Raw genomic sequence first — 20,323 nt, 5'->3', positions numbered from 1 at the left:
CTTGTCGTCAGCGTCCCGCCGATCAGCGGGGCGTGGGGAGCCCGACAGCACCGTCCACGACAGAGCCGGCGGCCGGCTGGGCGCAGAGCCGGGTCAGTTCGGCCACGACCTTCGCCGGGTCGTCGAACGGGTCGAGGCCGCTGACCTCCAGCGGGTCGAGCGGTGGCACCGCGACGTGCGACACCAGCGGATGGAACGGCCGGGTGTCGGTCTCCCCGGCGCCGAGCAGATCCTCGTGCAGCTTCTCGCCGGGACGCAGCCCGGTGAAGACGATCGGCACGTCGCTGGCGGCCTGTTCGGCCATCTGCCGGGCCAGGTCGATGATGCGTACCGGCTCGCCCATGTCCAGTACCAGCGCCTCGCCGTCGCGACCGATCTCGGCGGCCTGGAGCACCAGGTGCACGGCCTCCTGCACGGTCATCAGGTACCTGGTCACCTCGGGATGGGTGACGGTGAGTGGGTTGCCCGTCTCGATCTGCCGCTGGAATGCGGTGACCACGGAGCCCCGGCTGCTCAGCACGTTGCCGAAGCGGACGCTCAGGAAGGTGCCCGGGAAGCGTGAGGCGGCGTGCGCGGTGAGCCGCTCGGTGATCCGCTTGGAGTAGCCGAGGACGCTTGTCGGGTCGGCGGCCTTGTCGGTGGAGATGTTCACGAACTTGGCCACGTCGCGGCAGGCGTCCAGCACCGACAGGGTGCCCCACACGTTCGTCTTCACGGCCTCGCCCGGGTGCCGTTCGAGCAGCGTGAGGTGCTTCAGCGCGGCGGCGTGGAAGATGATCTCGGGTCGGCGTTCCCGGATGATGCGCCGGATGACCTCGTCGTCGCGCAGGTCGGCCAGGATCAGCTCGGGACCGTCCAGCATCGCCCGGCCGTCGAGCGACATCTGCAGCGCGTGCAGCGCCGACTCGTCGCGGTCGAGCATCATCAGTTCGCCCGGGTCCGCCTTCATCACCTGGCGGCACAGCTCGGACCCGATCGAGCCGCCGGCGCCGGTGACCAGGATGCGCCGGCCGGTGAGGCCGTTGGTCCGGACCGCCATGTCGGCGACCACCTGCCGGCGGCCGAGCAGATCACTGATCTGTACGTCCCGTACGTCGGTCACCGTGATCCGGTGGTCGACCAGGTCGCGCACCGGCGGCAGCACCTTGAACGCCGCCCCGGTGTTCAGGGTGGACTCCCGGATCTGCCGGATGAGGGCGGCGTCGGCGTTGGCGACCGAGAAGATCACGGTGGTGGCGCCGGTGCGGCCCACCGCCGCGGCGACATCGTCGCGCCCGCCGAGCACCCGAACGCCGTCGACGGAGAGGTTGCGCTTTTCCGGGTCGTCGTCGAGGGCGCCGACCGGCCGGTAGCGGCTGCGCGGGTCGGTGAGCAGTGCGCGGAGCAGCCCCTGGCCGGCGTCGCCCATCCCGAACAGCAGCACCGGGGCCGACGAGCGGACGTCGGGGCGCAGCGCGAGGTCGCGTTGGTGCCGGTAGGTGAACCGGACGGCCAGCATGAGCAGCAGGGCGAGCGCGCCGCCGACCAGCGGGGTGCTCGCCGGCACCGGCCGTTCGGGGACCGGGAGTACGCCGAGCAGGATCACCGCGGCGGTGGTGAGCGCGGTTCCAGCCAACCCCTGGACCTCCTGAAGGCTGCCGAGCGGGTGCCGGCCCGAGCGCATCCGGCGCGCGCCCGCCACGGCCACGTGCAGCCCGGCGGCGAGCAGCCCGCAGCCGGCGGCCCGGGTCAGTTGGGTGGTGGTCAGGGCGAACTCGTAGCGGGTCCAGGCTGCCGCGACGAAGCCACCGACCCAGGCTGTGGTGTCGGTGGCCATGAACACGAGGGTGCGGTAGCGGGCCCTGGTCCGGCGTGGCCTCGGGTCCGTGGGCCGGGTGCTCTGTGTGTCCCGCATGAGCGGCTCCCTGTTTCCTGTCGACCGCTTCCGCCCGTGCCGAGCGAAAGGAGAAGTTATGCTCTTGTCCTTGCTACATGCAGAATCAGATATTTTGGGCGTTTTGCGAATTTCTGGCGTGAGGTCGCATCCCGCTGACGGGCTGGCACTCAGTGCGCCGGTACGCCCTTGACAACCACGCCCTCGGCCACGTCGCGGACCACACAGGCGCCCGCGCCGACCGTGCTGTCCCGCCCCACCCGTAGTCCCTGCAGGACGGCGGCGTTCGTGCCGACGAGCACCCCTTCGTCCAACCGGCACCCGCCGGAGATGGCGGCCAGCGGGTTCACCGACACGTGGTCGGCCAGCACGCAGTCGTGCCCGACGGTGCAGTTCTGGTTGAGGTGCACGTGCCGCCCGAGGGTCACGTTGGTGGTGACCCGCGCCCCGGCGAACGCGACCAGACCGGGCCCGTGCCGCAGGTCCGGGCCGAGCGTCGCGTCGGGGTGCACCAGACTGGCCGCCGGCACCCCGTACCGGTCGACCCGGTGTGCGACCGAGCGCCGGATCCGTGGATCGCCGATCCCGATCACGTGGTGGGTGTCCGGCGGTGCCTCGGACAACCAGGTCACCCCGCCCAGGTACGGCACGTCGAGCCGCTGCACCCGCTTGAGATTGACCTCCGAGGGTCGGTCGTCGACGAAGCCGAGCAACTGCCAGCGGGGTCGTCCGACGGTGGCGTTCATGGCCCGCGCGACGGTCAGGACCTCCCGGCCGTGTCCGCCGCAACCGACGACCACCAGAGGTACGGTCACGCCGCCGGTGCTCCGGTACGCGCCGTCAGGAACTCGTCGATCGCCGAGAACACGGTGGTGACCTGCCGTTCGTTGAGAGCGCTGCCACTGGGCAGGGTCAGCCCTTCGGCGAAGAGACGCTCGGCGGCCCCGGTGAGCCGGCTCTCGGCGTCGGCGTACGCCGGCTGCAGATGCATCGGCTTCCACACCGGGCGGGTCTCGATGTGCCGGGCGGCCAGGTGGGCGGCGAGGTCGGCGGCGGCCCAGCCGGAGCGTTGCCGGTCCACCCGGATGCTGGTGAGCCAGCAGTTCGAGCCGGTGTCCTCGGCGCCGATCAGCCGCACCCCCGGCACCGGAGCGAACAGCTTGGCGTACCGGTCGCGCAGTCGCCGGCGGCGGTCGATCATGCCGTCCAGCCGGACGAGTTGGGCCCGGCCGAGTGCGGCGAGCAGGTTGCTCAGCCGGTAGTTGTAGCCGGTCTCGCGGTGTTCGTAGTGTGGCACCGGCTCGCGCGCCTGGGTGGACAGGTACCGCGCCCGGTCGAGCAGCGCCACGTCGTCGCCGACCAGCATCCCGCCCCCGGAAGTGGTCATGATCTTGTTGCCGTTGAAGGAGAGGACGCCGATCCGGCCGAAGGAGCCGGCGGCCCGGCCGAGGTGGGTCGCGCCGAGCGCCTCTGCGGCGTCCTCGACCACCGGGACGTCCGCAGCGGCACAGATCGGCAGCAGCGCGGCGTAGTCGGCGCAGCTGCCGAACATGTCCACCGGGATCACCGCCCCGACCCGCTCGCCGCGCGAGCGGAGCCGGTGCAGCAGTTCGGCGACGAGGGCGATGTCCACGTTGCCCGTCTGCGGGTCGCAGTCGACGAAGACCGGCCGGGCGCCGGTGTAGCGGACCGCGTTGGCCGTGGCGACGAAGGTCAGGGTCGGCACCAGCACCACGTGTCCCGGGCCGACGCCCAACCCCAGCAGGGCCAGGTGCAGCGCGGCGGTGCCCGAGCTGACGGCCACCGCGCCGTGGGTGCCGACCCGGGTGGCGACCTCCCGCTCGAAGGCGTCGAGATCCGGCCCGACCGGCGCGACCCACCCGGAACGCAGTGCCGCGATCAGGTACGACTCCTCCAGCGGGCCGACGTCCGGCGGGGACAGGTGGATCGTGCCGGTCATCGCCGGCTCCCGAGGAACTCCGGCGCGGTCGCGTTGCCGGCGGCGGCGATCCCCTCTCGACGCAGGACCGTCCGGATCGTGGCCGCCAGGATCGACAGGTCCAGGCGGAAGCTGCGCCGCGTCACGTACTCCACGTCGAGCGCGAGCTTGTCGTCCCAGTCGAGGCCGTTGCGCCCGCGCACCTGGGCCAGCCCGGTGATGCCCGGGCGGACCTCGTGCCGTCGGGCCTGCGTGGGCGAGTAGCGGCCAAGGTACTCCGGCAGCAGCGGCCGGGGCCCGACGAGGCTCATGTCGCCGCGCAACACGCACCAGAGCGTCGGCAGTTCGTCCAGGCTGGTGGCGCGCAGCCAGCGACCGAGCGGCGTGAGTCGGTCGGCGTCGCTGGTCAGCTCGCCGTGCGGCGCCCGCATGGTGCGGAACTTGACCAGCTCGAACAGGCGGCCATCCTGCCCGGCGCGGTGCTGCCGGAACAGCACCGGCCGGCCCAGGCCCACGGCGACCGCCGCCGCGACCATCGCCATGAGCGGTGCGGTCAGCAGCAGCAGTGCCGTCGCGAGGACCACGTCGAACACCCGCTTGACCGGATCGCTCGGCCGCGCCGGCCGGGACGGGCGTGCGGGTGCGGTCACCGAGGATACGGGCACCGTTCTGACCTCCGTAAGTCAACCGGTCATGGCCAACCGGTCATAGCAGACAAACGGGTTGTATCAGACTGTTCGCTCTCGTCGTTGGAAAATAGCGACAGTCGACACGGATCCCGACACGTCAACCCGCAGGGACGCACAAAGGACACGGCACCGCGGCGTGCCGTGTCCGATCGGGAGTGTCGTCTACGCTGGTCAGAGGCGGGTGTCGCCGGCGTCGAGCCGCCGCTGCAGCATGATCCGCAGCGGTACCGACTCTCCGTCCCGGCCGCCCGCGCCGATCACCAGCGGGGCCGGGCCGGGCTGGGGATCGGCCCCGAGGAACCGGGCCCGCAGCGCCCGCGGCACGGTCAACAGGTGGAATCGACCATCCACGTCGACGGCCCGGGTCCGCGCCCGGTCGATGTACCAACCGTGCAGCCGGGTCCGGTAACGGGCCCGGCCGTCGTGGGATCGCGCGACCAGCCGGGTGGTGGCCAGACCGCGGCGCTGCGCCTCCGCGACGAACGCGCTGACCAGCGCCGCCGCCTCGGCCTGCTCATCGAGGCGTCGCTGCTCGGCCGCCGCCGCGTGCGCCAGCACCGCGTGCCGCCGCACCTCCCGCCAGTCCGGACCGTCGTCACGCACCACCCGACGGTACGCGCCGCGCAGAGCGCGCGGGCGCGCGGGCGCGCCGGTGGCGCCGCACGACCAGTCGCGTCCTCCAGTGCCTGTCGAGCTGAACCGTCTGCGCTCTCACCCGGCGGCGATCCGTTTGTGCCCTCAGCTCGACAGCGGGTCGACCACTGTGACTCGACCCGCTCCGCTACCGGGGCCGGCGTGCCACCGACCGGGGGCTGGCGTGCCACCGACCGGGGCCGGCGCGTCACCGATTTGGCTGGCCCGCCGCTGACCGGACCGGCCCTCGCCGCCGGCCCTGCCACGGGTGGGGACGGGCGAGGTGCCCGCTCAGAGCAGCCCGGCCCGGCGCAGCGCGTCGGCCATCGCGCCGTCCGCGGGAGCGGAACCACCGCCCCGCCCCTGCCCGGCGCCCCTGCCCTGCCCGCCTCCGCCCTTCCCGCCCCGGCCCTGCCCCGCCAGCCCGCCCCGGCCCTGCGGCTCGGCGCCGCCCCGGCCCTGCCCGCCCGGCCCGCGACCTTGCCGCCCGGTGCCGCCCCGCTCGGCGCCGCCCCGGCTGCCCCGCCCGGTGCCCGGCTCCGCCTCGTCGTCCAGGCGCAGGGTCAGCGAGATCCGCTTGCGCGGCACGTCCACGTCCAGCACCTTGACCTTCACCACGTCGCCGGACTTCACCACCTCGCGGGGGTCCTTGACGAAGGTGCGCGACATCGCCGACACGTGCACCAGGCCATCCTGGTGCACCCCGACGTCCACGAACGCGCCGAACGCGGCGACGTTCGTGACCACACCCTCCAGGACCATGCCGGGGGTGAGGTCGCCGATCTTCTCGACGCCCTCGACGAAGGTCGCCGTCCGGAACTCCGGGCGCGGGTCGCGGCCCGGCTTCTCCAGCTCGGCGAGGATGTCGGTGACGGTGGGCAGGCCGAACGTGTCGTCGACGAAGTCGGTCGCGCGCAGACCACGCAGGATCGTGCTGCGTCCGATCAGCGACCGCAGGTCCTGGCCGGTGCTGGTGAGGATCCGGCGCACCACCGGGTACGCCTCCGGGTGCACGCTGGAGGAGTCCAGCGGGTCGTTGCCGTCGGGGATGCGCAGGAAGCCCGCGCACTGCTCGAACGCCTTCGGGCCGAGCCGGGGCACCTTGCGCAGGTCGGCCCGGGTGCGGAACGGCCCGTTGGCGTCCCGGTGCAGCACGATGTTCTCCGCCAGGCCGGCGCCGATGCCGGAGACCCGGGTCAGCAGCGGGGCCGACGCGGTGTTGACGTCCACCCCGACGCCGTTGACGCAGTCCTCCACGACCGCGTCCAGCGACCGGGAGAGTTTCACCTCGGAGAGGTCGTGCTGGTACTGCCCGACGCCGATGGAGCGCGGCTCGATCTTCACCAGCTCGGCGAGCGGGTCCTGGAGGCGGCGGGCGATGGAGACCGCGCCCCGCAGCGACACGTCCATGCCGGGCAGTTCCTGCGCCGCGTACGCCGAGGCGGAGTAGACCGAGGCGCCGGCCTCGGAGACCATCACCTTGGTCAGTTCCAGCTGCGGGAAGCGCTTGATCAGGTCACCGGCGAGCTTGTCGGTCTCCCGGCTGGCCGTCCCGTTGCCGATCGCCACCAGCTCCACCCGGTGCGCGGCGGCGAGTCGGGCGAGGGTCTCGATCGAGGCGTCCCACTGCCGGCGTGGCTCGTGCGGGTAGATGGTGTCGGTGGCGACGACCTTGCCGGTGGCGTCCACCACGGCCACCTTCACCCCGGTACGCAGTCCCGGGTCCAGCCCCATGGTGGGCCGGGCGCCGGCCGGCGCGGCGAGCAGCAGGTCACGCAGGTTGGTGGCGAAGACCCGGACGGCCTCCTCCTCGGCGGCCTGCCACAGCCGCATCCGCAGGTCCGCCCCGAGGTGGATGAGGATGCGGGTACGCCACGCCCAGCGCACCGTGTCGGCGAGCCAGCGGTCGCCGGGCCGGCCGGCGTCGCTGACCCCGAAGCGGCCGGCGATCACGGCCTCGTAGCGGGTGGGGCCGGTGACCGGGGCATCGGAGTCGCCCTCGGCCTCCGGGTCCATGGTCAGGTCGAGCACGCCCTCCTTCTCGCCGCGGAACATCGCCAGGATGCGGTGCGAGGGCAGCCTCGGGTACGGCTCGGCGAAGTCGAAGTAGTCGGAGAACTTCGCCCCGGCGCTCTCCTGTCCCTCGCGTACCCGGGACACGAGCCGGCCCCGCGACCACATCTGCTCGCGCAGCGTGCCGATCAGGTCGGCGTCCTCGGCGAACCGCTCGATGAGGATGGCCCGCGCGCCGTCCAGCGCGGCGGCGGCGTCGGCCACGCCCCTGTCGGCGTCGACGAAAGAGGCCGCCGTCGCCTTCGGATCCTGCGCCGGATCGCTGAGCAGCGCGTCGGCGAGGGGTGCCAGGCCGGCCTCGCGGGCGATCTGGGCGCGGGTCCGCCGCTTCGGCTTGTACGGCAGGTAGATGTCCTCCAGGCGGGACTTGGAGTCCGCCGCCAGGATCTGCGCCTCCAGGGCCTCGTCCAGCTTGCCCTGGGAGCGGATCGACTCCAGCACCGCGGCCCGCCGCTCGTCCAGCTCGCGCAGGTAGCGCAGCCGCTCCTCCAGGGCGCGCAGCTGGGTGTCGTCGAGCAGCCCGGTGGCCTCCTTGCGGTAGCGCGCGATGAACGGCACGGTGGCGCCGCCGTCGAGCAGCTCCACGGCCGCGTGTACCTGGCGCTCGGCGACGCCGAGTTCCTCGGCGATGCGCTGATGAACAGAGAGGGTCACGATGTCGCTCCGCGTTCGGGTGTGGGTTCCGTAGGGCATTGTGCCCGGCTACCGTGGCGATCATGGAACCACCTGTGGACCCCCGGGCGCGCCGTCTCTTCGGCGGCAGCGCGCGGGCCCTCGGCGACCTGGCGACCAGCCCGTTCCGGGCCGACCGGGACCGCATCGTCTCCTCGCCGTTCTTCGCCCGGCTCGGCGGCGTCACCCAGGTGGTCAGCCCGGGCGGGTCCGGGCTGCTGGTGCACAACCGGCTGACCCACAGCCTGAAGGTGGCTCAGGTGGCCCGGGCGATCGCGGAGCGGCTCACCGCCGACGGGTGGCAGCGCGACCTGGTGGAGAAGCTGGGCGGCTGCGACCCGGACGTGGTGGAGGCCGCCGCGCTCGCCCACGACCTCGGCCACCCGCCCTTCGGTCACCTGGGGGAGCGGGTGCTGGACCGGTTGGCCCGCCACCGGCTCGGCCTGGCCGACGGGTTCGAGGGCAACGCGCAGTCGTACCGCATCGTCACCTCGACCGAGATCCGCGGCGCGGCGACCACCGGCCTGGACCTGACCGCGGCGGTGCGGGCGGCGATGCTGAAGTATCCGTGGACCCGGCTCGATCACCCCGACCCGCATCCGCGCCTGATGGATCCGCCGCCGCGCGGGGCGACCCCGCCGCCGGACGACCCGGACAGCGGCTCGGCGAAGTTCGGGGCGTACCGCACCGAGCTGGACGACCTGCGGCAGGCCCGGGCGCCGTTCGCCGGCCGGATCGCCGACTGGCAGCAGACCGTCGAGGCGTCGGTGATGGACACCGCCGACGACATCGCCTACGCCATCCACGACGTCGAGGACTTCTACCGGGTCGGTGTGCTCCAGCAGGGCGCGGTGGCGGCCGAGCTGATGGCGTGGCAGCGCGAGGGGACTCACCTGCGGGCCATCACCGACGCGGCCCTGAACACCTCGGCCCGCCGGCCCGGCTCGTCCATCGAGCGGCTGCGCCGCCAGCTGCACCACAAGGACGGCTGGGTCGCCACCGACGACGCGTTCGCCGCCGCGGTCGAGCACGTCCGGGAGGAGTTGGTCGAGGGCCTGCTCGCCGTGCCGTTCGACGGCTCGATCGAGGCGGAGCAGTACGTGGCGCGCTTCTCCGCCCGGTGGACCACCCGCTTCGTCGACTCGATCACCGTTGTCGAGCAGCCGGCGGTGCGCTCCGGGCACGTGCTGCTGGCCCCGGCACAGTGGCACGAGGTGCAGGTGCTCAAGTTCGTCCACCACCGGTTCGTGCTGGCCCGTCCCGACCTGGCGCTGCACCAGCGCGGTCAGGCCCGGCTGCTGAGCACCCTCGTCGAGGCGTTGCTGGAGTGGCTGCTCGACCCGGAGGAGGAGTCCCGGCTGCCGCGGCGGCTGCACGACCTGGTGGAGCTGGCCGAGGCGGAGCTGCACCCGCGCACCCCGGACCGGCTCGGCAAGGCCCGCGGCCGGGCCATCGTGGACTTCGTGGCTCAGCTGACCGACGGGCAGGCCGTGGCCATGCTGGACTCGCTGTCCGGCCGCGGCGGCGCCCTCTGGACCGACGCCTTCGTGCTCTGAGAGTCAGGCGACGGCCTGCCACCAGCCGTCGACCGGCGGCGGATCGTCCACCACCACCCGCTCGCCGGGGCGCGGCACCGCCAACCGGACGTCGCGTGCCTTGGTCTCGGCCCACAGCCGGTCCACCGGCTCCGACCAGTCGTGCAGGGCGAGGTTGAACGTCGCCCAGTGCACCGGCACGAACAGCCCGCCACGCAGCTCCAGGTGAGCGCTGACGGCCTCCTCGGGAAACATGTGGATGCTCGGCCACGCCCGGTCGTACGCGCCGATCTGCATCAGCGTCACGTCGAACGGCCCGTGTGCCGTGCCGATCTCGGCGTACCCGTCGAAGTAGCCGGAGTCTCCGGTGTAGTAGACCTTCCGCTGGCGTCCGGCCACCACCCAGGAGCTCCACAGGGTGCCGTTGCGGCGCAGGCCCCGGCCGGAGAAGTGTTGGGCGGCGGTGCAGGTGATCTCCAGGTCGGCCACCCGGTGGGTCTGCGACCAGTCCAGCTCGATGATCCGATCGGCCGGCACACCCCAGCGGTCGAGGTGGGCGCCCACCCCGAGCGGCACCAGGAACGGCGCTGACTGCCGGGCGGTCAGCTCCCGCACGGTGGCCATGTCGAGGTGGTCGTAGTGGTCGTGCGAGATCAGGATCGCGTCGATGCGGGGCAGTTCGTCGAGGCGTACCGGTGGCTCGTGCAGCCGGCGCGGGCCGACCGCCGCCGACGGGGAGCACCGGTCGCTCCACACCGGGTCGAGCAGCACCCGCCGGCCCTCGATCTCGATCAGGGCGGACGCGTGGCCGTACCAGACGACGTTCAGCTCGCGGGTCGACTCGATGCCGGTCTCGGCGGCGGGCCGGACCAGCGGCACCGGTGCGGTCGGCCGCCGCTGTTGCTTGCCGAAGATCAGCTCCCGGAGCAGGTTGCGGTCGGGCGCGGGAACCGTCGTCCGAGTGCCCGCACGGTTGTGGAACGTGCCGTCGCGGAACTGGGGCGACCGGGCGGCCCGTTCGGCTCGCGCGCCGGCCAGCTGACCGCCGAGCGCGGCCGGGATGTTCCGCGCGGCCCAGGCGACACCGGCCAGCCCGGCCAACGCGGCCAGACCGGCCGCCGATCGGCTGATCCGCCGGCCGCCTGCCGGGCCGGCCGGCTGCTTCGATGCCCGCATGGTCCCCCCTCTACCTGATCCCCGGGGTCCACGCTAGCCTCCGCTGCCGGGTTCAGCCGCCGTTGCTCGGGCGGTACGGCTGCCCGCGGTGGACGGTGCCGCTGCCGCCGAGACCGTCGGTGAGATCGAGAACGCGGCGGCCGAACCGGGCCCGCGCCTGCACGGCGGGGTGGGTGGCGCCGAAGTCGCCCGCGCCGGACTGGCCGTCGGCGAAGAGGGCGTACGTCACCAGGGGCGCGCCGGCAGTGTCGAAGATCACTCCGGCCTCGTGCCGGGCGTCGGCGAACCAGCCGGCCTTGGTGGCGATCCGGGCCCGCTCGGCGGAGGACATCTCCCGCCGTACGCCGTCGGTGAAGGCCACCGGCGAGCGCAGCAGCCGCAGCACGAACTCGGTGGAGGCGGCGGAGATCAGCGAGCCGCCGACCAGGGCGCGCAACAGGTCGTGGGTCTCCCGCGGGGTGCTGGTGCCCAGGAAGAAGCGGTTCGGGTTGGCCACCGGCTGCACCTGCGTGTTGGGGAAGCCCTTCGCCACCAGGATCTGGTTGATCTCGGCGGCCGGGCAGACCAGCCCGCACAGCCGGACCGCGGTGTCGTCGGAGACGGTGAGCAGGTTCGCCAGGGCATGGCCGAGGGTGACCAGGCTGGGGTAGGCGCCGTCCAGGCTGAAGATCCCGTCGCCGCCGGGCACCACGATCGCGGCGGTCACCTCCACCTGCTGGTCGAGGGTGAGCAGGCCCCGGTCGACCCTGTCCAGCACCGCGGCGGCCACCGCGATCTTGTTGACGCTGTACGCCTCGATCCGCTGGTCCGCCGACTCGCACACCGCGACCAGGGGATCGGCGCCGTCCTGGCCGGCGAGGCTGACGTACGCCTGCCAGTTGCCACCCGCCTGACCGCTCAGCCGGCGGTGGACCGCCGCGATCCGCGACGCGACGTGGGCCCGGTCGCCGGCCGTCGCCACGGTCGGTGCCCGCATGCCAACCCCTCCTCCGATGCCAGGTAGCTGGACTGCTACCCGTCTCCGACCGTTTGAACCGGATGCGGTGATCGGCGGTCTGTGGGTTGGGGTTCGGGCGCTCAGGTGCCCGGGGTGTCGCCGCGCTTGGTGGTGGCGGCCAGGTAGTCGCGGTTGAGTCGGCCGATGGTGGTGAGCGGGATGCCCTTCGGGCAGACCGCGGTGCACTCGCCGGCGTTGGTGCAGCCACCGAAGCCGGCCTCGTCGTGCGCGTCGACCATGCCGATCACCCGGGTGTGGCGCTCCGGCTGGCCCTGCGGCAGCAGCGAGAGCTGGGTGACCTTCGCGGCGGTGAACAGCATGCCGGAGCCGTTCGGGCAGGCCGCCACGCAGGCGCCGCAGCCGATGCAGGCGGCCGAGGAGAAGGCGGCGTCCGCGTTGGCCTTGGCCACCGGTACGGAGTGCGCCTCCGGCGCGCTGCCGGTGGGTGCGGTGATGTACCCGCCGGCCGCGATGATCTTGTCGAAGGCGCCGCGGTCGACCACCAGATCCTTGATGACCGGGAAGGCTCGGGCCCGCCACGGCTCGATGTCGATGGTGTCACCGTCGGAGAACTGCCGCATGTGCAGCTGGCAGGCGGTGGTGCCGCGCTGCGGGCCGTGCGCGTCCCCGTTGATCATCAGGCCGCACATGCCGCAGATGCCCTCGCGGCAGTCGTGGTCGAAGGCGACCGGCTCGTCTCCGGCGAGGATGAGCCGCTCGTTGAGCACGTCGAGCATCTCCAGGAACGACATGTCCGGGGAGACGTCGGCGACCTGGTACGTCACCATCCGACCCTTGTCCTGGGGGCCGGACTGGCGCCAGATGCGCAGGGTCAGGTTCACTTGTAGCTCCGCTGCGTGGGGTGGACGTATTCGAAGTTCAGGTCTTCCTTGTGCAGCACCGAGGGCTCGCCGGTGGCGGTGAACTCCCAGGCCGCGACGTACGCGAAGCGCTCGTCGTCGCGCTGTGCCTCGCCCTCGGGGCTCTGGTGCTCGGCCCGGAAGTGGCCGCCGCAGGACTCCTCCCGGTGCAGGGCGTCGATGCACATCAGCTCCGCCAGCTCGAAGAAGTCGGCCACCCGGCCGGCCTTCTCCAGCGACTGGTTGAGCCCCTCGCCGTCGCCGGGCACGCGCACCCGCTGCCAGAACTGGTCCCGCAGGGCGCGGATCTCGTCGATCGCCTTGCGCAGCCCGGCCTCGGAGCGTTCCATCCCGCAGTGTTCCCACATGATCTGGCCAAGCTCGCGGTGGAACGAGTCCACGGTCCGGTCGCCGTCGATGGCGAGCAGCCGCTGGATGCGGTCCTCCACGTCCCGGCGGGCCTCGACCGCTGCCGGGTGGCTGCCGTCGATCTTCTCGAACGGGCCGGCGGAGAGGTAGTTGGCCACCGTGTTGGGCAGCACGAAGTAGCCGTCGGCGAGGCCCTGCATCAGCGCCGAGGCGCCGAGCCGGTTCGCGCCGTGGTCGGAGAAGTTCGCCTCGCCGATGACGAACAGGCCGGGGATGGTCGACTGGAGGTCGTAGTCGACCCAGAGGCCGCCCATCGTGTAGTGCACGGCGGGGTAGATCCGCATCGGCACCTCGTACGGATCCTCGCCGGTGATCCGCTCGTACATCTCGAACAGGTTGCCGTACTTGCCCTCGATGGCCTTGCGGCCCAGCCGGTCGATGGCGTCGGCGAAGTCGAGGTAGACGCCGAGCTTGGTCGGGCCCACCCCCCGCCCCTCATCGCAGACGTTCTTCGCGGCCCGGGAGGCGATGTCCCGGGGCACCAGGTTGCCGAAGGACGGGTAGATCCGCTCCAGGTAGTAGTCCCGCTCGTCCTCGGGAATGTCCCGGGGCGCACGGTCGTCGCCGGTGGCCTTCGGCACCCACACCCGGCCGTCGTTGCGCAGCGACTCACTCATCAGGGTCAGCTTCGACTGGTGGTCGCCGGAGACCGGGATGCAGGTCGGGTGGATCTGGGTGTAGCAGGGATTGGCGAAGTACGCGCCCTTGCGGTGCGCCCGCCAGGTGGCGGTGACGTTGCAGCCCTTGGCGTTGGTGGAGAGGTAGAAGACGTTGCCGTAGCCGCCGGAGGCGAGCACCACCGCGTCGGCGAACTCGCACGAGATCTCGCCGGTGACCATGTCCCGGACCACGATGCCCCGGGCCTTGCCGTCGACGACGATCAGCTCCAGCATCTCGTGCCGGGCGTTCATCTCCACGTTGCCCAGGCCGATCTGCCGCTCCACCGCCTGGTACGCGCCGAGCAGCAGTTGCTGGCCCGTCTGACCCCGGGCGTAGAAGGTCCGCTGCACCTGCGCGCCGCCGAACGAGCGGGTGTCCAGCAGACCGCCGTACTCGCGGGCGAACGGCACGCCCTGGGCGACACACTGGTCGATGATGTTGACCGAGACCTCGGCCAGCCGGTGCACGTTCGACTCGCGGGAGCGGAAGTCGCCGCCCTTGACGGTGTCGTAGAAGAGCCTGTGCACCGAGTCGCCGTCGTTGCGGTAGTTCTTTGCCGCGTTGATGCCACCCTGCGCGGCGATCGAGTGGGCCCGGCGGGGGCTGTCCTGGTAGCAGTACGACTTGACCCGGTAGCCCTGCTCGGCGAGCGTGGCCGCGGCGGAACCGCCGGCCAGCCCGGTGCCGACCACGATCACGGTCATCTTTCGCCGGTTGGCCGGGTTGACCAGCTTGGCGGCGAAGCGGCGACGTTCCCAGCGGGTCTCGATCGGGCCGTCGGGAGCCCGGGTGTCGGCGATCGGGTCGCCCTCGGTGAACAGATCCATGGTCAGGACACCAATCCGGTGAGTACGGCGAACGGGACCACGAGGTAGCCGGCGCAGAGCGCGACGGCGAAGACCAGCGCCACCACCCGGGCCCACTGTTCGCCGCGCGGGGTCTGCTGGCCGAGGCTGCGCAGCGCGCTGAACACTCCGTGCCGCAGGTGGAAGCCGATGGCGACGATCGCGAGGGTGTAGAAGAGCGTGACGTACCAGCGCTCCGGGGCGAAGTCGGCGACCACGTTGGCGTACGGCCGGGCCGGGTCGCCGACCGGGTTCAGGGTGCCGGTGGTCAGGTCCAGGATGTGGTAGATCACGAAGAGCAGGATGATCACGCCGCCCCAGCGCATGGTGCGGGCCGCGTAGCTGCCGCGGACCTTCTTGCGGTGGGCGTAGCGCACCGGGCGGGCGGCGCGGGCCCGCACCGCCAGGACGGTGGCGGCCCAGATGTGGGCGACGACGGCCACCACCAGCCCGATCCGCAGGAACCACAGGCCCCAGACGCCGGGCAGCGCCGGGGCACCCAGTTCCCGCAGCCATTCCGCGTAGTGGTTGAACGAGACGGCGCCCGCGAAGATCTTCAGGTTGCCCAGCATGTGGGCGATGAGGAACAGCACCAGGACGATGCCCGTCACCGCCATGACGGCCTTGAGGCCGACATTGGATCGGATGGGCGACCGCGTTCTCGTCGTGACTACCACTCGACCGACGCTAGGAGCACTTTGATCAGTCGTCCAATGCATCGACACCGCAGTCTTGATAGCCATAAGCTATGAAGATGCAGCTCCATCAGCTGAGGTACTTCGTCGCGGTGGCAGAAGTCCGACATTTCACCCAGGCGGCCGACATCGTCGGCATCACCCAGCCATCGTTGAGTAAGCAAATTCACGCGCTGGAGGACACCCTCGGCGCCCCCCTCTTCGAGCGGGTAAGGGGCAACATCACGCTCACCGCGGCGGGGGAGGTGCTGCTGCCACTGGCCAAGCGGATCCTGGCCGACGTCGACACCGCCAGCCGCGAGGTGCAGGAGTTGGTCGGGCTGCGGCGCGGCCGGGTACGCCTCGGCGCCACCCCCAGCCTGGCCACCTCGCTCGCCCCGCCGGTGCTGCGCCGGTTCCGCGACGCGCACCCCACCGTCGACCTGCGGGTGGAGGAGGGCGGCTCCCAGGACCTCGTCCGGGACCTGCTCCGCGGCGACCTGGACCTGGCGCTGATCATCATGCCCGCCCAGGGCGCCGACCCCGGGCTGCGGGCCGACCCGATCCTGACCGAGAGCCTGGTGGTCGCCTCGGTCGATCCGGTGCCCACCACCTCGGCCGGCGGGGACCTGCGCATCACCGACCTGCGCGACCAGCCGCTGGTCATGTTCCGCGAGGGCTACGACCTGCGCGACGCCACCCTCCAGGCGTGCCGGGACGCCGGCTTCGAGCCGACCCTGTCCGTCGACGGCGGTGAGATGGACGCCGTGCTCAGCTTCGTCGAGGCCGGGCTCGGCATCGCCCTGGTCCCCGGCATCGTGGTGGCCCGCCGGCCCGGCATCCGGGTCACCCGGCTGGCTCCCCGGGGTGCGGCGCACCATCGCCGTGGCCCGCCGCCGCGACGTGGTACCCACCCACGCCGGCCGCGAGCTACGCCGCATCCTGCTCGACTACGTCCACACCACCACCGCCACCGGCGAACTCCCGCCCGGCGTGGCACCCCTCTGACGGCGTCGGCGGCCGTTCAGCGGGCCTCGGCGTCGTCCATCGCGCGGTAGATGCGCTGCTCGGAGACCGGGTACGGGGTGCCCAGCGCCTGGGCGAAGACGTTCACCCGCAACTCCTCGACCATCCAGCGGATCTGCCGCACCGGCGCGGACGAGCGCCGGGCCGGGGGCAGCGCCCTGAGCATCTCGTCGTACTCCCGTTGGACCACCGCGATGCGGTCCTGCTGCTGCTTGTCCCGCGCCGGGTTGCCGGGCAGCCGGTCCAGCCGCCGCTGCATCGCGGTCAGGTAGCGCAGCAGGTCCGGCAGACGGGCGTACCCGGCCTCGGTGACGAACCCGGCGTGGACGAGGCCGTCGAGCTGGGCACGGATGTCGGCCAGGGCGGCCACCACCGCCAGGTTCTTCGTCGCGCCGAGCCGCTGCTGCACCGCGTACGCCGCGGTGAGCACCGCGCGGACCCGGTCCATCACCGCCACCACCGTGTCCACCAGCCCGGCCCGGACCTTCTCCCGCAACGCGGCGAAGCCCTCGGCGTCCCAGACCGGCCCACCGGCGTCGGCGACCAGCTTGTCGATCGCCGCGCCGGCCGCGTCCTCGATCAGCGCCTGCACGCCGCCGTGCGGGTTGCGGGACAACGCCAGCTTCGCCTCGTTGGTCAGCCGCCCCTGCAGGAATTTCGCCGGCGACGGCACGGTCAGCCGCAGCAGCCGCCGGGTCCCCGCCCAGTGTGCGGCCTCCTGCTCGGCCGGCGAGTCGAACACCCGCACCCCGACCGTGCTGCCCTCGTCCACCAGCGCCGGATAGGCGGTCACCGCGTACCCGGCGCGCACCTGCTCGATGGTGCGCGGCAGGACACCGATCTCCCAGCCGGTCAGCCCGGAGCGGGCCAGGTCCGGCGCGGCGGCGGCCACCACCTGGCGTACCTCCGCCTTGAGTTGGCGTTGCAGCGCCGGCAGGTCCTTGCCCTCGGCGACCGGCCTGTCGTCCTCGCCGAGCACCCGGAAGGTGACCCGCAGGTGCGGCGGCAGCTTGCCCACGTCCCAGGCGTCGCGGGGCACGGTCACCCCCGTCATCCGCCGCAGCTGCCGGGTCAGCGCGTCCAGCAGCGGCTCCTCGCCGGGGGTGACCGCGGCCAGGGCGGCGCGGGCGAAGTCGGGCACCGGTACGAAGTTGCGCCGCACCGGTTTCGGCAGCGACCGGATCAGCGCGATGACCAGGTCCTCACGCAGCCCGGGCACCTGCCAGTCGAAGCTCTCCGCGGGCACCTGGTTGAGCAGTGGCAACGGGATGTCCACCGTGACCCCGTCGGCCGGGGTGCCCGGCTCGAACGTGTAGGTCAGCGGCAGGGCCACCCCGTCGGCCCGCCACTCGTCGGGGTAGTCGGCCCCGTCCACCCCGCCCCGACCCGCGTTGACCAGCAGTTCGCGGGTGAAGGTGAGCAGCTCGGGCCGCTCCCGCCGGGTCACCTTCCACCAGGTGTCGAAGTGCCGGCCGGAGACCACCTCGGCCGGGATCCGCTCGTCGTAGAACTGGAAGATCGTCTCGTCGTCGACCAGGATGTCCCGCCGCCGGGCCCGGCTCTCCAGCTCCTCCACCTCGGTCAGCAGGTGCTGGTTGTCCCGCCAGAACTGGTGGTGGGTGGACCAGTCGCCCTCGACCAGCGCGTGCCGGATGAACAGTTCCCGGCTCGACGTCGGGTCGATCCGGCCGAAGTTCACCTTGCGGGAGCTGACCAGCGGTACGCCGAAGAGGGTGACCTTCTCGTACGCCATCACCGCCGCCTGCTTCTTCTCCCAGTGCGGCTCGCTGTAGCTGCGCTTGACCAGGTGCTGGGCGAGCGGCTCGACCCACTCCGGCTCGATCCGCCCGTTCACCCGGCCCCAGAGCCGGGAGGTCTCCACCAGCTCCGCGGCCATCACCCAGCGCGGCGGCTTACGGAACAGCGCCGACCCGGGGAACAGCGCGAACTTCGCCCCCCGCGCGCCCAGGTACTCGTGCTTCTGGGCGTCCTTCAGGCCGACGTGCGACAGCAGGCCGGGCAGCAGCGACTGGTGCACCTTCGGGGTGTCGATCTCCTCCGGCAGGTCCGCGCCGGCCTGGCGTCGCCCACCACCGTCGGGCGCGCCCTGCGCCGGGCCCCGCCGGCCGCGTCCCCGGCCGTCCCCCTCGGCGGTACGCAGCACCTGCCGCAACTGGCTGACGATGTCCTGCCACTCGCGGACCCGTAGGTAGTTCAGGTATTCCGCCTTGCACATCCGCCGGAAGGCGCTGGAGGAGAGCGCCCGCTGCTGCTCGCGCAGGTAACGCCACAGGTTGAGGTACGCCACGAAGTCCGACTCGGCGTCGGCGAACCGCGCGTGGGCCTGGTCGGCCTGAGCCTGCCTCTCCGCGGGCCGCTCGCGCGGATCCTGGATCGACAGCGCGGCGGCGATCACCATCACCTCGGTGGCGCAGCCGTTGCGTTCACCCTCCAGCACCATCCGGGCCAGGCGAGGGTCGACCGGAAGCTGGGCCAGCCGGCGGCCCAGCGGGGTGAGCCGACGGGCCGGGTCGGCCTCGGCGGGATCGAACGCGCCCAGTTCGTGCAGCAGGTTGACGCCGTCGGTGATGTTGCGCCGATCCGGCGGGTCGATGAACGGGAAGGCGGCGATGTCGCCGAGACCGATGGCGGTCATCTGCAGGATGACCGAGGCGAGATTCGTGCGCAGGATCTCCGGGTCGGTGAACTCGGGCCGGGTGCCGAAGTCCTGCTCGTCGTAGAGCCGGATGCAGATGCCGTCGGAGGTCCGTCCACAGCGCCCCTTGCGCTGGTTGGCCGACGCCTGGGACACCGGCTCGATGGGCAGCCGTTGCACCTTCAACCGCTGCGAGTAGCGGGATATCCGGGCGGTGCCGGGATCCACCACGTACTTGATGCCCGGGACGGTCAGCGAGGTCTCCGCGACGTTGGTGGCCAGCACCACCCGGCGCCCGCCGTGCGGGGCGAAGACCCGGTGCTGTTCGGCGACGCTCAGCCGGGCGTACAGCGGCAGGATCTCGGTGTTTCGCAGCGAACGGCGGTGCTGTACCAGCTTGCCGAGCGCCTCGGCGGTGTCCCGGATCTCCCGTTCGCCGCTGAGAAAGACCAGGATGTCGCCGGGCCCCTCGACGGCCAACTCCTCGACCGCGTCGCCGATCGCCTGGATCTGGTCGCGGACGTTCTCCTCGTCACCGTCGTCGGTCGCCGCGTCCTCGTTGACCTCGACCAATGGTCGGTAGCGCACCTCGACCGGATAGGTCCGGCCGGAGACCTCCACCACCGGCGCCGGCTCACCGTCGGGGTGCTCGGCGGTCGGCGGGCCGGCGAAGTGCCGGGCGAACCGGTCGGTCTCGATGGTCGCCGAGGTGATCACGACCTTCAGGTCGGGGCGGCGGGGGAGCAGCTGCCGGAGGTAGCCGAGAATGAAGTCGATGTTGAGGCTGCGCTCGTGCGCCTCGTCGATGATCAGGGTGTCGTACTGGCGGAGCATCCGGTCGGTCTGCAACTCGGCCAGGAGGATACCGTCGGTCATCAGCTTGACCAGGCTGTTCTCGCCGACCTGGTCGGTGAAGCGCACCTTGTAGCCGACCACGTCGCCGAGTTCCGTGCCCAGTTCCTCGGCGATCCGGTCGGCGACCGTCCGCGCGGCCAGCCGCCGGGGCTGGGTGTGACCGATCAGTCCGGTGACGCCTCGCCCCAGCTCCAGGCAGATCTTCGGCAACTGGGTGGTCTTGCCCGAGCCGGTCTCGCCGGCCACGATCACCACCTGGTGGTCGCGGATCGCCGCGGCGATGTCGTCCCTGCGTTCGCTCACCGGCAGCACGGCCGGGTAGGTGACCGCCGGCACCGCCGCCCGCCGCCGCTCCAGGCGGGTCTCCGCCTCCGCCGTCTCGGCGACGATCTCCGCAAGCACCGATTCCCGCCGCTGTGGGTCTCGTAGCTTCCGCAACCCGTCGAGCCGGCGGCGCAGCTGGCGCTGGTCGCGGAACATCAACGGGGAGAGGCGGCGCTGCAATTCGCGGACGGGATCGGTCGCGGCGGCTGAGGCTGGATTCTGCATGTCGTGGCCAAGGATAGGCAGCCCGCCGCCGACCCGCCTCCTGGTTACCCACCCGCCCCGCACCCGCCCCGCGCCCTGGGATGCCGGCCGCGCCCGGCATCGCACGGCAACGTCTGCTCTGCTTCACCCGGCGCAACGGTTCTGGTCATGACCGGTGCATGGGTTGAAGCAGAGCAAGTGCG

Annotated in this window: 13 protein-coding genes and 1 pseudogene; 2 read left to right on the top strand and 12 right to left on the bottom strand. The window is 72.2% G+C overall.

Translation table 11 applies throughout. From position 1 onward, the window contains the following. Positions 1–22: 22 nt before the first annotated feature. The 6 genes from KIF24_RS19715 to KIF24_RS19690 all read right to left on the bottom strand — a co-directional run bounded on the left by KIF24_RS19715 (position 23) and on the right by KIF24_RS19690 (position 7,861). Positions 23–1,894 carry a polysaccharide biosynthesis protein gene (locus KIF24_RS19715; RefSeq protein ID WP_221085310.1) on the bottom strand — a complete coding sequence of 624 codons (1,872 nt, stop codon included), beginning with the start codon at positions 1,892–1,894 and terminating at the stop codon, positions 23–25. A 149-nt stretch (positions 1,895–2,043) separates the two neighbouring features. After that, positions 2,044–2,688, bottom strand: coding sequence for an acetyltransferase (locus KIF24_RS19710; RefSeq protein WP_221085309.1), 645 nt, complete (start codon positions 2,686–2,688; stop codon positions 2,044–2,046). Then, on the bottom strand, positions 2,685–3,833 hold the full coding sequence (locus KIF24_RS19705) for an aminotransferase class I/II-fold pyridoxal phosphate-dependent enzyme (protein WP_221085308.1): 1,149 nt from the start codon (positions 3,831–3,833) through the stop codon (positions 2,685–2,687). The genes KIF24_RS19710 and KIF24_RS19705 overlap by 4 nt, the downstream gene beginning before the upstream one ends. Then, a complete protein-coding gene (locus KIF24_RS19700; RefSeq protein ID WP_331461201.1) occupies positions 3,830–4,477 on the bottom strand; it encodes a sugar transferase in 648 nt (215 codons plus the stop codon). Before KIF24_RS19700 ends, KIF24_RS19705 begins: the two co-directional genes overlap by 4 nt. Positions 4,478–4,672: 195 nt before the next feature. After that, complete coding sequence (locus tag KIF24_RS19695; RefSeq protein ID WP_221085307.1) at positions 4,673–5,107, bottom strand: hypothetical protein; 435 nt, start codon at positions 5,105–5,107, stop codon at positions 4,673–4,675. Positions 5,108–5,425: 318 nt separating this feature from the next. Then, positions 5,426–7,861 (bottom strand): Tex family protein, encoded by a 2,436-nt coding sequence (locus KIF24_RS19690; protein ID WP_331461200.1) that lies wholly within the window; start codon positions 7,859–7,861, stop codon positions 5,426–5,428. Between the two features lie 62 nt (positions 7,862–7,923). Here KIF24_RS19690 and KIF24_RS19685 point away from each other — a divergent pair, with 62 nt between their 5' ends. Then, positions 7,924–9,435, top strand: a complete 1,512-nt coding sequence (locus tag KIF24_RS19685; protein WP_221085305.1) for a deoxyguanosinetriphosphate triphosphohydrolase family protein — start codon at positions 7,924–7,926, stop codon at positions 9,433–9,435. A gap of 3 nt (positions 9,436–9,438) precedes the next feature. Here KIF24_RS19685 and KIF24_RS19680 read toward each other — a convergent pair whose 3' ends face one another. The 5 genes from KIF24_RS19680 to KIF24_RS19660 form a co-directional block, all read right to left on the bottom strand. Further along, positions 9,439–10,590 (bottom strand): MBL fold metallo-hydrolase, encoded by a 1,152-nt coding sequence (locus KIF24_RS19680; protein ID WP_221085304.1) that lies wholly within the window; start codon positions 10,588–10,590, stop codon positions 9,439–9,441. A gap of 52 nt (positions 10,591–10,642) precedes the next feature. Continuing rightward, entirely contained in the window at positions 10,643–11,566 is a 924-nt protein-coding gene (locus KIF24_RS19675) for a serine hydrolase (protein ID WP_221085303.1), read from the bottom strand. A 101-nt stretch (positions 11,567–11,667) separates the two neighbouring features. Further along, positions 11,668–12,429 (bottom strand): succinate dehydrogenase/fumarate reductase iron-sulfur subunit, encoded by a 762-nt coding sequence (locus tag KIF24_RS19670; protein ID WP_221085302.1) that lies wholly within the window; start codon positions 12,427–12,429, stop codon positions 11,668–11,670. After that, on the bottom strand, positions 12,426–14,363 hold the full coding sequence (locus KIF24_RS19665; protein ID WP_221085301.1) for a fumarate reductase/succinate dehydrogenase flavoprotein subunit: 1,938 nt from the start codon (positions 14,361–14,363) through the stop codon (positions 12,426–12,428). The genes KIF24_RS19670 and KIF24_RS19665 overlap by 4 nt, the downstream gene beginning before the upstream one ends. 2 nt (positions 14,364–14,365) lie before the next feature. Continuing rightward, the gene (locus tag KIF24_RS19660) at positions 14,366–15,058 is read right to left on the bottom strand and encodes a succinate dehydrogenase cytochrome b subunit (protein ID WP_331461199.1); all 693 of its coding nucleotides are present in this window, start codon (positions 15,056–15,058) and stop codon (positions 14,366–14,368) included. A 71-nt stretch (positions 15,059–15,129) separates the two neighbouring features. Between KIF24_RS19660 and KIF24_RS19655 the strand changes: the two are divergent. After that, positions 15,130–16,063 (top strand): annotated as a pseudogene (locus KIF24_RS19655) (LysR family transcriptional regulator). A gap of 16 nt (positions 16,064–16,079) precedes the next feature. Here KIF24_RS19655 and hrpA read toward each other — a convergent pair. Then, the gene (gene hrpA, locus KIF24_RS19650; protein WP_221085300.1) at positions 16,080–20,141 is read right to left on the bottom strand and encodes an ATP-dependent RNA helicase HrpA; all 4,062 of its coding nucleotides are present in this window, start codon (positions 20,139–20,141) and stop codon (positions 16,080–16,082) included. Positions 20,142–20,323: the final 182 nt, after the last annotated feature.

This window comes from Micromonospora tarapacensis (assembly GCF_019697375.1).
GTDB classification, from domain to species: Bacteria; Actinomycetota; Actinomycetes; order Mycobacteriales; family Micromonosporaceae; genus Micromonospora; species Micromonospora tarapacensis.
The sequence above is the reverse complement of the archived record's forward strand: the minus strand, read 5'-3'. Positions and strand labels throughout refer to the sequence as shown.